Genomic DNA, 12,435 nt, shown 5'->3' with positions numbered 1-12,435 from the left:
CGAACGGAGGAATCCATGTCGATCGAGGTTCGACCGGTCAAGGACGGCGATTTCTTCGCCTGGCTCGACGTGTACGCCAAGTACGCCGAGTTCTACGACACCCAGCTGACCGACCAGAAGGCGCTCGTGCTGTGGTCCTGGCTGACCGCGCCGGAGCACGAGGAGAACGGCTACGTGGCCGTCGACGGCGACCGCATCGTCGGACTCGCCCACGTGCGCGAATTCGCCCGCCCGCTCGAGGGCGACCGCGGACTCTTCCTCGACGACCTGTTCGTGGTGGAGGAGGAGCGCGGCAAGGGCGTCGGCGGCGCGCTCATCCAGCACGCCCGCTCCCTCGCCGAGGAGCGCGGGCTCGGCGTCGTGCAGTGGATCACCGCGCACGACAACTCCACCGCCCAGAAGCTCTACGACGCCGTCGCGAACCGCACGCAGTGGGTCACCTACGAGATCGACCTCGCGACCGCCCGCGCCGAGGCGGGACGCGCCTGATGCAGCTCGGCACCCGCTGGTCCGTCGGCGACCAGGCGCCCGCATCCCTCCCCGAGGTCGTCGCATACGCGGTGCAGACGGTCGAGGCGGAGCTCGTCGCCACCGACGTCGAGACGACCGGCTGGAACTGGACGCTCACGTGGCTGGAGTCGAAGCCGGTCGTCACGCTCGACGACGGCACCGAGATCCACTACAACCCCACCGAGGACTCGGCGACGATCACGCAGCCCATCGAGGTGGATGCGTCGGACTACGAAGAGGACGAGGCGTAAGGGCTCGCTAGGCGACCCCGCTGGCCTCGGCGACGAGCACGCCGTCGCAGAAAGCGCGCGTCGGCTGAGGGCGGGCGAACGACACGAGCAGCGGCCGGGACTTCTCGATTCGAACGGTATGCGGTTCTGCTCCGCCCACGACGAACTCGAAGACCCGCAGCAGGCGGAAGCTGAAAGTGATGAACTTTCGTGCGATCATCCTGTCGTCCACGGTGATGGTCAGCCATCCCCACATCTGGTCGAACGTGAAGACGACCGAGTGCTTCTCGCGCTCGCCCACTTCGAACGCGAGCGTGTGGGTCGTCACCACCGCGCCCGGGCGACCCGAGGGCTTTCGACGGGTGGGGTCACGGCTGAGCGCGATGAACAGGAACACCGCCCACACCCCGAGCACCAGAGCCCCCAGGAACAGAAGCCACGCGCTGCGGCCGCCGGTGGACGCGATGAGGACGGCAGCGCTTGCCGCAGCGAGGCAGAGTGCAAGCAGTATCCAGCCGGCTGCGACGACGATGGGGCGGGAATCGCTCATGCCCGGAGCTTAGCCACCCGCTGCCTGCGGATCGAAGGAGATCGGGTCGCGAATCTCCTTCGATGGGCAGTCCGGCGGGAGATTCGATGCTGAGACGTGCGAATCTCCGACGGTGTCAGCGCGGGAGCTGGGGCAGGGCGCGGGCGGCGGAGTCGCGCGCGGTCTCGATGCGCGCGATGCGCTCGGCGTGGAACGGCTCGCGCGCGAGCGGGCGCTCGGCCCAGGCGGTGAGCGCTCGGCCGAGGCGGTGCGCGACGCGGTGGGTCAGCGGGCGGTACGCGGAGACGACGACGGCGGTCATGACGGTTGTCCTTCCGGGACGGGTTCGGCGGCCGGCACCTGCGTGGATGCCGACAGGATCAGGCGCGACGCGACGAGCGTCAGGACGGCCACCAGCCCGCCGCCGATGACGAACGGCAGCCGGAGGTCGATGCGGGCGACGAAGCCGCCCAGGACGGTTGCGATGGGGGTCAGCCCCCAGCCGATGGTGCGGACGATGCCGAGCGCGCGGCCGAGCATGGCGCCCGGGATGATGGCCTGGCGGAGCGCGCCCCACGGGACGTTCCAGACGGCCACGCCGCAGGCGCCGACCGCATAGGCGGCGATCGCGACGAACACGTTCGCGGTCAGCCCCACCCCGAGGATGCCGACGCCGCTGACGAGGATCGCCCAGAACATGACACGTCCGCGGCCGAACCGGGCGACGAACCGGCTGGAGACGAGCGCGCCGACCAGGGCGCCCACCCCGACGGCGGCCGTGACGACGCCGATCAGCGCGGCGGGCACGGCGAAGGTCTGCAGCAGCAGGAGCACGACGCTCCCCTGCGCGAACGCCAGCGCGGACGCCGTGATGGAAGTGAGCACGATCATCCACCGCAGGAAGCGGTTGTCCCACAGGAAGCGGACGACGCCCGAGAGCGGGGGCCGGTCGCCTGCACCGGCGACCGTGCCCGGGGCGGCCTCGTCACCGCGGCGGTGCGCATGGGCGGCCGCCGCAGGGATGGTGAGCGCCAGCAGCCCGGCGACGAGGAACCCCGCCCCGGTCAGCCAGACCGGCAGCACGATGGCGACGGCGAAGAGGAAGCCCGCGACCGGCGTCGCGACGAAGTTCTGGATGGTGATCTCGGCCGACTGCATCCGCCCGTTCGCGCGGTCCAACTGGGCGCGGCTCACGAGCGCCGGCACGACGGTGGTCGTCGCGTTGTCGAACACGGTCTCCCCCAGCCCGAAGGCGAGGACGCAGGCGTACAGCAGCCAGATCGTCAGCGTGTCCGTCGTGACCAGCACGGCCAGCAGCGTGGCGACGGCGAAGCGCAGGGTGTTGGCGACCGCCATCGCGATGCGCCGGTCCACCCGGTCGAGCAGCATCCCGGCGGGGATGCCGAACAGCAGCCAGGGCAGGAACGTCACCGCCGAGACGCCGGCGATCAGCGCCGGGTCGCGGGTGAGCGTTGTCGCGATCAGCGGCACCGCGGTGCGGCCGAGCCCGTCGGCGAGGTTGCTGGCGATCGCCGACGTCCACAGGCGCGCGAAGCCGCGGCCGAGCGGAGCGGCTGGGGCGGACATCAGCGGTCCTCCTGCTCCACCAGCGGGAAGGCGTTGAATTGGATCTGCACGCGCTTGCGGTCCGTGGCGGCGTCGGCCACGACGTCCTCCCCGGCGGCGGCCTTCCACTTCTCCTTGAGCCGCTCCTGCAGCGCGTAGTACTCGCGGCCGAACTCGGCCAGCTGCTCACGCGTGACCTCGAGGTGCGACGTGGAGAGCGTGCTCGACTCCATCCAGTCGTAGCCGAACGTGTCGAGCCCGCGGCGCAGGAAGGCGGAGAGCCGCCGCTCGTTGTTCTGCTGCCAGCCGAGCGAGATGAGCTCGTTGGCCTCCCGGCCCGCCGGCGTGTCCAGGGTCTCGGGTGAGCCGATGGTGACGCCGCCCGGCGCCATGCGCCACCAGCGCTCCCGGCCGGAGCCGCGCTCCGTGTCCTCGACGATGATGTCGTGCTTGGCGAGCTGCCGCAGGTGGTAGCTCGTGGCCCCGCTCGACTCCCCCAGCCGCTCGGCCAGCATGCTGGCGGTCGCCGGGCCGAAGTCGGAGAGCTCGTTCATGATCTCGACCCGCAGCGGATGCGCGAGGGCCCGCAGCGCGGCCATCCCCAGCGCGTCCTCGTGCGGGAACTTCCCTCCGGCAGCGCCGATCGGAGCCTTCTGCGCAGGCTGCTCGTCGTTCGTCATGCGACCAGGATACGGTTGCAAAGACTTCTTTGCAAGCAGTTCTTTGCATTGATTCGTTTGCAACGATTCCTTTGCGGTGCCCCCTCGCCCGTCTAGGCTGGGGACATGGTCGACACCGCGAATCCGTTCTCCACGCCCAGCACCCTCCCGTACGGGCTGCCGCCCTTCGCCGAGATCCGTGACGAGCACTACCGTCCCGCCTTCGAGCGCGGATTCGCGGAGCAGCTGGCCGAAGTGGATGCGGTGGTCGCCACTGCCGAAGCACCCACCTTCGAGAACACCATGCTGCCCCTGGAGCGGAGCGGGCAGACGCTGCAGCGCGTCGCCGAGGTGTTCTTCAACAAGAGCTCCTCCGACAGCACCGACTTCACCAACGCGCTCGAAGAGGAGATCGCGCCGCAGCTCGCCGCGCACAGCGACGCCATCCGCCTCAACCCGGAGCTCTACGCGCGCATCGCCGACCTCTACGGTCGCCGGGACGAGCTGGGCCTGGATGCGGAATCCCGTTACCTGGTCGAGCGCTACTACACCGAGTTCACGCTCGCCGGCGCCGGCCTCGACGAGGGCGGCAAGGAGCGCCTCCGCGAGTACAACCAGCGGCTGTCGACGCTGACCACCCGGTTCGAGAAGAACCTGCTCGCCGACACCAACGACCTCGCGGTCGTGTTCGACACCGCCGAGGAGCTGGACGGCCTGGGCGAGGGCGAGCTGTCGGCCGCCGCGCAGGCCGCGGCGGAGCGGGGCCTCGACGGCAAGTACGTCGTCACGCTCGTGCTGCCGACCGGGCACCCGTGGCTCGCCGACCTCACGCGCCGGGAGTCGCGCGAGCGGATCATGACGGCATCCCGGTCCCGCGGCATCCGCGGCGGCGGCAACGACAACCGCGCGCTCGTGCTCGAGATCACCCGGCTGCGCGCCGAGCGCGCCCGCTTGCTCGGCTTCGACACGCACGCGGCGTACGTCACCGCCGACGAGACGGCACGTACCCCGGAAGCCGTCGCCGACATGCTCGGCCGGCTCGCCCCCGCGGCGGCCCGCAACGCCCGCGCCGAGCAGGCCGACCTGCAGCGGCTGCTGGGCGACGGCGAGACGGTCGAGGCGTGGGACTGGGCCCACCTGACCGGCAAGGTGCGCGCCGAGAAGTACGACGTCGACTTCGCCGCGATGCGCCCCTACTTCGAGGCGGAGCGGGTGCTGCGCGACGGCGTCTTCTACGCGGCGAACCGCCTCTACGGCATCACCTTCAGCGAGCGTCCCGACCTCGTCGCCTACCACCCGGAGGCGCGCGTCTTCGAGGTGCGCAACGAGGACGGCTCCGGGCTCGGCCTCTACATCCTCGACCTGTACACCCGCGACTCCAAGCGCGGCGGCGCCTGGATGAACCCGCTGATCTCGCAGAACGAGCTCCTCGCAACGCCCACCGTCGTCGTCAACAACCTCAACGTCCCGAAGCCCGCCGCCGGCGAGCCGACGCTGCTGACCTACGACGAGACGAACACGCTCTTCCACGAGTTCGGCCACGCCCTGCACGGGCTCTTCGCCCGGGTGACCTACCCGAAGTTCGCCGGGACGAACGTCTTCCGCGACTTCGTCGAGTTCCCCAGCCAGGTGAACGAGATGTGGATGCTCTGGCCGGAGATCCTCGAGAACTACGCTGTCCACCACGTCACGGGCGAGCGCATGCCGCAGGAGCTGGTCGACCGGCTGCACGCCGCCGAGGGGTTCAACGAGGGCTTCGCGACGAGCGAGTACCTGGCCGCTGCGCTCCTCGATCAGGCGTGGCACCGGATCACCGCCGACGACACCGTCACCGATGTCGCCGCCTTCGAGGTCGATGCTCTCGCCGCGGCCGGGCTCGACAATCCCGCCGTGCCGCCGCGCTACGCGAGCACCTACTTCGCGCACACCTTCTCGGGCGGCTACGACGCCGGTTACTACTCCTACATCTGGAGCGAGGTGCTCGACGCCGACACGGTCGAATGGTTCCGTGAGAACGGCGGGCTGCTCCGCGAGAACGGCGACCGCTTCCGGCAGCGCCTGCTCGGCGTCGGCGGCTCGAAGGACCCGCTGGAGGCGTACCGCGACTTCCGCGGCCGGGATGCGGAGATCGAGCCACTGCTGAAGCGCCGCCGCCTCGACGGCTGAGCGGCGCGCTCTCTAGCCGCCTCCGGCGCCCGCGCTCTACCCTGACCTCGAACCGCGCCGCCGTGCGCGGCCGCGGGAGGGAGTCGCGATGTCGTCGACCGGTCAGCAGGAGCTTCCAGCGCCCACCGTCCGCGCCCTGGCGCTGGGCGGCATCCCCGCCATCCTCATCGGGGTGATCAGCGCCCTGGCCCTCTGGGCGGTGGAGAGCATCGCGGGCGTCATCGCGGACGGGGTGTGGACGGCCCTGCCGAAGGCGCTCGGAATCGACCCGTCGTCGGGATGGTGGATCTTCCTCATCCTCAGCATCACCGGCCTCGCGGTCGGACTGATCGTCTGGCTGGTGCCCGGGCACGCGGGGCCGGACTCCGCCACGACCGAACTCGTCGACAAGCCTCTCCGCATCGGGGTGGTCCCGTCCCTGGCCCTGGCCGCGATCCTGGGGCTCGCAGGCGGCGTGAGTCTCGGGCCGGAGAACCCGATCATCGCCATCAACATCAGCATCCTGGTCACCCTCGTCGGGCGCCTGTGGAAGGCCATCCCGTCGCAGGTCGTCATGCTGATGGCCGCATCCGGCACGATCGGGGCGCTCTTCGGCACTCCCGTCGCGGCCGCTCTCGTGTTCACCGGCATCGTGGCCGGCGTGCGCGGCGGCGGAGCGGTGTGGGACAAGCTGTTCCTCCCGCTGGTCGCGGCGGCGGCCGGCTCGCTGACGATGACCTTCCTCGCCCATCCGCACTTCGGCATCCCGATGCCGGCGTACACGGCCATCACCGGATGGGATGTGGTCGCGTCGCTGATCATCGCCGCGGTCGCGACCGCCCTCGGAATCCTCGGTGCGGCGCTGTTCCCGCTCATCCACCGGCTCTTCCACGCGCTGCGGCATCCAGTGCTCGTCACCCTCGCCGGCGGGCTCGTGCTGGGCGTCCTCGGGGCGATCGGCGGCCCGATCACCCTGTTCAAGGGGCTGGAGCAGATGAACCAGCTCGTGACGAACCGGAGCGACTACTCGGCCGGCCAGCTCGTGCTGATCACGGTGGTCAAGCTCGCGGCGCTTCTCGTCGCGGCGAGTGCGGGGTTCCGCGGCGGCCGCGTCTTCCCGGCGGTGTTCATCGGGGCGGCGCTCGGCACGCTCGCCTCCGCCCTGGTCCCGGGCGTGCCACTCCAGGTCGCCGTCGCGTCGGCCGTACTCGGCATCACGCTCGCGGTCACCCGCGACGGCTGGATCGCCATCTTCATCGGCGTGGCCGTGACATCGAACCTGCTGATCCTGCCCATCCTGTGCCTCGCCGTGCTTCCGGCCTGGCTGATGGTGACGCGTGCGCCCGCGATGCTGATCGCGCCGGAGCCGGACGCTACGCCGACTTCTCCTCGCGCCGCGCCCGGTGCGGGACGATAGTCGGCGCCGCGTTCTCGAGCACCGCCTCCTTCGTCACGACCACGCGTGCCACCTCGGAGCTGGACGGCACCTCGAACATGATCGGGCCGAGCACCTCCTCCATGATCGCGCGGAGTCCGCGGGCGCCGGTCTTGCGCAGCACGGCCAGGTCGGCGATGGCTTCCAGCGCCGCATGGTCGAACTCGAGCTGGACGCCATCGAGCTCGAACATCCGCTGGTACTGGCGCACCAGCGCGTTCTTCGGCTCGGTGAGGATCTGCATCAGCGCGTCCTGGTCGAGCGGCGTCACCGTGGTGACGACCGGGAGACGGCCGATGAACTCGGGGATGAGCCCGAACTTATGCAGGTCTTCCGGCAGCACCTCGCTGAAGAGGTTGATGTCGTCGCCCTTGGAGTGCAGCGGGGCGCCGAAGCCGATGCCCTTCTTGCCGGCACGCGAGGAGATGATCTCCTCCAGACCTGCGAAGGCGCCGGCCACGATGAACAGCACGTTCGTCGTGTCGATCTGGATGAACTCCTGGTGCGGGTGCTTGCGGCCGCCCTGCGGCGGGACGGAGGCCACCGTGCCCTCGAGGATCTTGAGCAGCGCCTGCTGCACGCCCTCGCCCGAGACGTCGCGCGTGATCGACGGGTTCTCGGCCTTGCGGGCGATCTTGTCGACCTCGTCGATGTAGATGATGCCCGTCTCGGCCCGCTTGACGTCGTAGTCGGCGGCCTGGATGAGCTTCAGCAGGATGTTCTCGACGTCTTCGCCGACATAGCCGGCCTCCGTCAGCGCCGTGGCGTCGGCGACCGCGAACGGCACGTTGAGCCGCCGGGCCAGCGTCTGGGCGAGGTACGTCTTGCCGCAGCCGGTCGGGCCGATCAGCAGGATGTTGGACTTCGCGATCTCGACGTCGTCGATCGAGTCGGCGGAGGTGATCGTCGCCTTCGCGCGCACCCGCTTGTAGTGGTTGTAGACCGCCACCGCCAGCGAGCGCTTCGCCTGCTCCTGGCCGATGACGTACTCCTCCAGGAAGCCGAAGATCTCCTTCGGCTTAGGGAGGTCGAACTCGCTCGACGTCTCTTCGCCCGCCTCAGCGAGCCGCTCCTCGATGATCTCGTTGCAGAGCTCGACGCACTCGTCGCAGATGTACACGCCGGGACCGGCGATGAGCTGCTGAACCTGCTTCTGGCTCTTTCCGCAGAAGGAACACTTGAGCAGATCGGCGCTTTCCCCGATGCGTGCCATCCCTCTCCCCTCCTACTCAGGGTCTTTCCGTCGAGCCTAACCCGTGCGGACGACATTGGCGCGCACCTCGGCCGTTTTGCTTCGCGCGGCGGTTCTGCTCACAGCAGATGCCCCCGTCGGGCGCGAAAAAGCGGGGTGACCGTCTGTTTCAGACGGCCACCCCGCTGGGAGTGTCGCGGTTACTTGACCAGCGCCGGGAGCGTCTTGCGGCTGGTGAGCACCTGGTCGATGAGACCGTACTCGAGGGCCTCCTGGGCACCGAGGATCTTGTCGCGGTCGATGTCCTTGTTGACCTGCTCCACCGAGCGGTTGGAGTGCTTCGACAGCGTCTCCTCCAGCCAGGTGCGCATGCGCATGATCTCGTTCGCCTGGATCTCGATGTCGGACGCCTGCCCCTGCCCGGCCTCGCCGACGGCGGGCTGGTGGATCAGGATGCGGGCGTTCGGCAGCGCGAGGCGCTTGCCGGGCGTGCCGGCGGCGGTGAGCACGGCGGCCGCCGAGGCGGCCTGGCCGAGGACGACCGTCTGGATCTGCGGACGGATGTACTGCATCGTGTCGTAGATCGCCGTCATCGCGGTGAACGAGCCACCGGGCGAGTTGATGTACATGACGATGTCACGGTCCGGGTCCTGGCTCTCGAGCACCAGGAGCTGGGCCATGATGTCGTCGGCCGACGCGTCGTCGACCTGCACGCCGAGGAAGATGATGCGGTCCTCGAACAGCTTCGCGTACGGGTCCTGGCGCTTGTAGCCGTAGGCCGTGCGCTCCTCGAAGCTGGGGAGGATGTAGCGGGAGCCGGGCGCCTGGACGCCGCCGAAGGCCTGACCGCCGAGGGCGGGGGAACCGCCGAGCATGGGGGTGTTCATTCTCTTGTCCTTGTCCTTCCGGCGGTCCGTCAGTTCTTGTCCGGCTCGGTGCCGCCGCCGCCGGAGACGTCGAGGGCGGACTCGCGGATGTGGTCCACGAAGCCGTACTCCAGAGCCTCCTGCGCGGAGAACCAGCGGTCGCGGTCGCCGTCGGCGTTCACCTGCTCGACCGACTTGCCGGTCGCGTCGGCGGTGATCTGCGCGAGGCGGTTCTTCATGTCGATGATGAGCTGCGCCTGCGTCTGGATGTCGCTCGCGGTACCACCGAATCCACCGTGCGGCTGGTGGAGCAGCACGCGCGCGTTCGGCGTGATGTACCGCTTGCCCTTGGTGCCCGCGGTCAGCAGCAGCTGGCCCATCGACGCGGCCATGCCGATGCCGACGGTGACGATGTCGTTCGGCACGAACTGCATCGTGTCGTAGATGGCCATACCGGCGGTGATGGAGCCGCCGGGAGAGTTGATGTAGAGGTAGATGTCCCGCTTCGGGTCCTCCGCGGCCAGGAGCAGCAGCTTCGCGGCGATCTCGTTCGCGTTCTCATCCCGGACCTCGGAGCCGAGCCAGATGATCCGGTCCTTCAGCAGTCTGTCGAAAACACTGGGCTGGATACCCATGTCGGCCATGTTCGCTCCATTTCCTTTGTCGCTTGGCATCGAATCTATCGGAGCGCCGGGCCCATTTCGGCGCTGTTCGCCGTGGGCAGAGAGCGCGCAGCGCCGTCGCTTGCGAACCGCGCGCCGGGCGGCTCCCGGCGCATCGAGTGGTCGCGACACGCCGTTATGCGCATGGCCGTATCGGCGTGTTGCGACCACTCGATGGCGCGGCGGCGATCAGTCGTCGTCGAGGGCGGCGGCGTACGCCGTGACAGCGCGGCCGTAGCGCGACAGGTGCGGGGCGAGCGCGGCGAGGGCCTCGCGCAGGGCGTCGGCGCGCATCCCATCGTCGAACAGGGCGAGGGCGGCGAAGGCGCGGGCGGCGTCGGACAGTGGATGCTCCGGCTCGGCGGCGAGGAAGTCGCGCAGCAGGCTCAGCGCCTCCGCCGGCCGGTCGAGGTTTCGGAGGGTGCTGGCCAGCTGCACGATCGCCTGGCCGCGGTACGGCTCGGCGAGGCCGTGGGCGAGGGCGGCGCGGTAGAACGGCTCGGCGTCGGCCTCGCGCCCCGCGAAGTCGCGGCCGCTCGCCGCCTCGAACAGTGCCTCTGGGTCGTTCGCGGGCCGCTCGGCGACCAGCGCGTCGATGGAGGCGAGGGTCGCGTCCTCCCCCGCGTCGCCGGCGGCCGCCCAGACCGCATCCACCCGCTGCCGCCAGTCGTCGCTCATCCGCGCTCCTCCATCCACTCGCTCCGCGCCTCCCCATCGTGGCAGACCGCGCGCCCGCGATCTATGGGACGCAACACGCCGTCGCCGGCTCGGCATAACGGCGTGTTACGTCCCACAGATGCACGAAGCCGGGCCGCGCGAGAGGCGCGGGCCCGGCTTCGTGTCGGAAGGCGACAGGTTACTCGTCGTCGGCCTTCTTCTTGGTGGAACGCTTCTTCGGCTTCTCCGAGGCTTCGGGGGTCTCCTCGGCCGGGGCCTCGGCGGCCTCGTCGGCCGCAGGGGTCTCGTCGGCGTCGGCCGTCTCGTCCGCGTCGTCGGCGATGGCCGTGAACTCGGCCAGGTCGACCGCGTTGCCGTTGGAGTCGACGACCTTCACCTTGCCGAGGACGATCGCGAGGGCCTTGTTGCGGGCGACCTCACCGACCATCGACGGGATCTGGCCGTTCTCGCTGAGGATCTTCACGAACTCGTTCGGGTCCATGCCGTACTGGCCGGCGCCCTGGATGAGGTACTGCGTGAGCTCGTCCTGGCTGACCTTGACGTCGTTCTCCTGCGCGACCTCGTCGAGGAGGATCTGGGTGCGGAAGGTCTTCTCGCTGGACTCCTTCACCTCGGCGCGGTGCACGTCGTCCTCGAGGCGGTTCTCCTGCTCCAGGTGGCGGTGCACCTCGTCCTCGACGAGCTGCTCCGGAACCGGGATCTCGACCAGCTCGAGGAGCTTGTCGACCAGCTGGTCGCGCGCGGCGGTGCCCTGGCCGAACACCTTGGAGCGCTCGACCTGCGTGCGCAGGCTCTGGCGCAGCTCGCCGATGGTGTCGAACTCGCTGGCGATCTGCGCGAAGTCGTCGTCGGCCTCCGGGAGCTCGCGCTCCTTGACGGCGTTCAGCGTCACGGTGATCTGCGCGTTCTCGCCCTCGTGGTCGCCGCCCATGAGCGGGGCCTCGAAGGTGGTGGTCTCGCCGGCGGTGAGGGTCTCGAGCGCCTCGTCGATGCCGTCGATGAGCTCGCCCGAGCCGATCTCGTACGAGATGTTGGCCGCGGTGTCGACCTCCTCGCCGCCGATCTCGGCGGTCAGGTCGATCTGCGCGAAGTCGCCGGTCTTGGCCGGGCGGTCCACGGTGACGAGGGTGCCGAAGCGGCTGCGGAGCCGGTCCAGCTCCTCCTCGACGTCGTCGACCGAGACCTCGGCCGCATCCACCGTGATGGTGATGTCGTCGAAGGCGGGCAGCGTCACCTCGGGGCGGGTGTCGACCTCGATGGTGAGGAGCAGGTCGCCCGAGAAGTCCTTCTCGTTCGGCCACTCGGTGATGTCCGCCTCCGGGCGGCCGAGCGGGCGCACGTCGTTCTCCTCGATGGCCTGGCGGTAGAACCCGTCCAGACCCTCGTTGACCGCGTGCTCCAGGACGGCGGCCTTGCCGACCCGCTGGTCGATGATGGGCGGCGGCACCTTGCCCTTGCGGAAACCGGGGATGCTCACCTGCTCCGCGATGTGCTCGTAGGCGTGCTTGATGCTCGGCTGCAGCTCCTCCGGCGTCACCGAGATGACGAGCTTGGTGCGGGTGGGGCTGAGCTTCTCGACCGTGGTCTTCACGATGTCTGGGTTCTCCTGAATGTTCGAACGATGGTCTTCTCGCAAGGAACGAGGTCCTCGTCGGGGCGACAGGATTCGAACCTGCGACCTCCCGCTCCCAAAGCGGGCGCTCTAGCCAAGCTGAGCTACGCCCCGGCTTGAAGCGGTGCGAAAGACCGCGTCCGAGTCTACTGCACAGCGGGATGCGCCGCGTGTACTACGATGGTCTCCGGCCGTCTCGCAGAGGGCGGCCATGGCGTCGCCTCGCGGCGCTCCGGGGATGTAGCTCAATGGTAGAGCCTCAGTCTTCCAAACTGATTACGCGGGTTCGATTCCCGTCATCCCCTCCGTTTCGGCCTCTTGTGCCCCGTATTGGGTGAGGCATCCTCATTT

General features: G+C 69.4%; 13 protein-coding genes and 2 tRNA genes. 5 read left to right on the top strand and 10 right to left on the bottom strand.

From position 1 onward, the window contains the following. Nucleotides 1-15 precede the first annotated feature (15 nt). Together ACQ86M_RS05575 and ACQ86M_RS05570 are read left to right on the top strand one after the other, a co-directional pair. Nucleotides 16-489, top strand: a complete 474-nt coding sequence (locus ACQ86M_RS05575; protein ID WP_431221107.1) for a GNAT family N-acetyltransferase — start codon at nucleotides 16-18, stop codon at nucleotides 487-489. Further along, the gene (locus ACQ86M_RS05570; RefSeq protein ID WP_431247352.1) at nucleotides 489-761 is read left to right on the top strand and encodes a hypothetical protein; all 273 of its coding nucleotides are present in this window, start codon (nucleotides 489-491) and stop codon (nucleotides 759-761) included. Before ACQ86M_RS05575 ends, ACQ86M_RS05570 begins: the two co-directional genes overlap by 1 nt. A gap of 7 nt (nucleotides 762-768) precedes the next feature. Here ACQ86M_RS05570 and ACQ86M_RS05565 read toward each other — a convergent pair whose 3' ends face one another. The 4 genes from ACQ86M_RS05565 to ACQ86M_RS05550 form a co-directional block, all read right to left on the bottom strand. After that, nucleotides 769-1,290 carry a hypothetical protein gene (locus ACQ86M_RS05565; protein ID WP_431247351.1) on the bottom strand — a complete coding sequence of 174 codons (522 nt, stop codon included), beginning with the start codon at nucleotides 1,288-1,290 and terminating at the stop codon, nucleotides 769-771. Nucleotides 1,291-1,405: 115 nt separating this feature from the next. Next, nucleotides 1,406-1,591: a hypothetical protein gene (locus tag ACQ86M_RS05560; protein ID WP_431221104.1), complete on the bottom strand. Its 186-nt coding sequence runs from the start codon at nucleotides 1,589-1,591 to the stop codon at nucleotides 1,406-1,408. Beyond that, nucleotides 1,588-2,856 (bottom strand): MFS transporter, encoded by a 1,269-nt coding sequence (locus tag ACQ86M_RS05555; protein ID WP_431247350.1) that lies wholly within the window; start codon nucleotides 2,854-2,856, stop codon nucleotides 1,588-1,590. Before ACQ86M_RS05555 ends, ACQ86M_RS05560 begins: the two co-directional genes overlap by 4 nt. Continuing rightward, a complete protein-coding gene (locus ACQ86M_RS05550; protein ID WP_431247349.1) occupies nucleotides 2,856-3,515 on the bottom strand; it encodes a helix-turn-helix domain-containing protein in 660 nt (219 codons plus the stop codon). The genes ACQ86M_RS05555 and ACQ86M_RS05550 overlap by 1 nt, the downstream gene beginning before the upstream one ends. A 105-nt stretch (nucleotides 3,516-3,620) precedes the next feature. Here ACQ86M_RS05550 and ACQ86M_RS05545 point away from each other — a divergent pair, with 105 nt between their 5' ends. Continuing rightward, on the top strand, nucleotides 3,621-5,660 hold the full coding sequence (locus tag ACQ86M_RS05545; protein WP_431247348.1) for a M3 family metallopeptidase: 2,040 nt from the start codon (nucleotides 3,621-3,623) through the stop codon (nucleotides 5,658-5,660). 88 nt (nucleotides 5,661-5,748) lie between these two features. Next, nucleotides 5,749-7,056, top strand: coding sequence for an ion channel protein (locus tag ACQ86M_RS05540; protein ID WP_431247347.1), 1,308 nt, complete (start codon nucleotides 5,749-5,751; stop codon nucleotides 7,054-7,056). Here the strand turns inward: ACQ86M_RS05540 and clpX are convergent. The 6 genes from clpX to ACQ86M_RS05510 all read right to left on the bottom strand — a co-directional run bounded on the left by clpX (nucleotide 7,013) and on the right by ACQ86M_RS05510 (nucleotide 12,198). After that, nucleotides 7,013-8,287 (bottom strand): ATP-dependent Clp protease ATP-binding subunit ClpX, encoded by a 1,275-nt coding sequence (gene clpX, locus ACQ86M_RS05535; RefSeq protein ID WP_431221099.1) that lies wholly within the window; start codon nucleotides 8,285-8,287, stop codon nucleotides 7,013-7,015. The genes ACQ86M_RS05540 and clpX overlap by 44 nt on opposite strands. A 179-nt stretch (nucleotides 8,288-8,466) precedes the next feature. Continuing rightward, a complete protein-coding gene (locus ACQ86M_RS05530; RefSeq protein WP_431221098.1) occupies nucleotides 8,467-9,153 on the bottom strand; it encodes an ATP-dependent Clp protease proteolytic subunit in 687 nt (228 codons plus the stop codon). A 29-nt stretch (nucleotides 9,154-9,182) separates the two neighbouring features. Continuing rightward, nucleotides 9,183-9,776, bottom strand: a complete 594-nt coding sequence (locus ACQ86M_RS05525) for an ATP-dependent Clp protease proteolytic subunit (protein WP_431221097.1) — start codon at nucleotides 9,774-9,776, stop codon at nucleotides 9,183-9,185. A 207-nt stretch (nucleotides 9,777-9,983) separates the two neighbouring features. Beyond that, nucleotides 9,984-10,472, bottom strand: a complete 489-nt coding sequence (locus ACQ86M_RS05520) for a tetratricopeptide repeat protein (RefSeq protein WP_431247346.1) — start codon at nucleotides 10,470-10,472, stop codon at nucleotides 9,984-9,986. A gap of 178 nt (nucleotides 10,473-10,650) precedes the next feature. Next, nucleotides 10,651-12,063 (bottom strand): trigger factor, encoded by a 1,413-nt coding sequence (tig, locus tag ACQ86M_RS05515; protein ID WP_431247345.1) that lies wholly within the window; start codon nucleotides 12,061-12,063, stop codon nucleotides 10,651-10,653. A 60-nt stretch (nucleotides 12,064-12,123) separates the two neighbouring features. Next, nucleotides 12,124-12,198 (bottom strand) — tRNA-Pro (locus ACQ86M_RS05510). A 120-nt stretch (nucleotides 12,199-12,318) separates the two neighbouring features. On the opposite strand from ACQ86M_RS05510, the gene ACQ86M_RS05505 reads away from it, so the two are divergent. Next, nucleotides 12,319-12,389, top strand: a tRNA-Gly gene (locus tag ACQ86M_RS05505). The last annotated feature ends 46 nt before the right edge of the window (nucleotides 12,390-12,435 follow it).

Origin of the sequence: Leifsonia xyli subsp. cynodontis (assembly GCF_050632205.1) — a bacterium.
Classification (GTDB): domain Bacteria; phylum Actinomycetota; class Actinomycetes; order Actinomycetales; family Microbacteriaceae; genus Leifsonia; species Leifsonia xyli_D.
The sequence above is the reverse complement of the archived record's forward strand: the minus strand, read 5'-3'. Positions and strand labels throughout refer to the sequence as shown.

What these genes read in the sequence shown, in the direction of transcription:
- ACQ86M_RS05545 (WP_431247348.1), top strand. Translation starts at nt 3,621, where the DNA reads ATGGTCGACACCGCGAATCCGTTCTCCACGCCCAGCACCCTCCCGTAC.
- ACQ86M_RS05525 (WP_431221097.1), bottom strand. Translation starts at nt 9,776, where the DNA reads ATGGCCGACATGGGTATCCAGCCCAGTGTTTTCGACAGACTGCTGAAG.
- ACQ86M_RS05540 (WP_431247347.1), top strand. Translation starts at nt 5,749, where the DNA reads ATGTCGTCGACCGGTCAGCAGGAGCTTCCAGCGCCCACCGTCCGCGCC.
- ACQ86M_RS05565 (WP_431247351.1), bottom strand. Translation starts at nt 1,290, where the DNA reads ATGAGCGATTCCCGCCCCATCGTCGTCGCAGCCGGCTGGATACTGCTT.
- ACQ86M_RS05520 (WP_431247346.1), bottom strand. Translation starts at nt 10,472, where the DNA reads ATGAGCGACGACTGGCGGCAGCGGGTGGATGCGGTCTGGGCGGCCGCC.
- clpX (WP_431221099.1), bottom strand. Translation starts at nt 8,287, where the DNA reads ATGGCACGCATCGGGGAAAGCGCCGATCTGCTCAAGTGTTCCTTCTGC.
- ACQ86M_RS05550 (WP_431247349.1), bottom strand. Translation starts at nt 3,515, where the DNA reads ATGACGAACGACGAGCAGCCTGCGCAGAAGGCTCCGATCGGCGCTGCC.
- ACQ86M_RS05570 (WP_431247352.1), top strand. Translation starts at nt 489, where the DNA reads ATGCAGCTCGGCACCCGCTGGTCCGTCGGCGACCAGGCGCCCGCATCC.
- ACQ86M_RS05560 (WP_431221104.1), bottom strand. Translation starts at nt 1,591, where the DNA reads ATGACCGCCGTCGTCGTCTCCGCGTACCGCCCGCTGACCCACCGCGTC.
- ACQ86M_RS05575 (WP_431221107.1), top strand. Translation starts at nt 16, where the DNA reads ATGTCGATCGAGGTTCGACCGGTCAAGGACGGCGATTTCTTCGCCTGG.
- ACQ86M_RS05555 (WP_431247350.1), bottom strand. Translation starts at nt 2,856, where the DNA reads ATGTCCGCCCCAGCCGCTCCGCTCGGCCGCGGCTTCGCGCGCCTGTGG.
- ACQ86M_RS05530 (WP_431221098.1), bottom strand. Translation starts at nt 9,153, where the DNA reads ATGAACACCCCCATGCTCGGCGGTTCCCCCGCCCTCGGCGGTCAGGCC.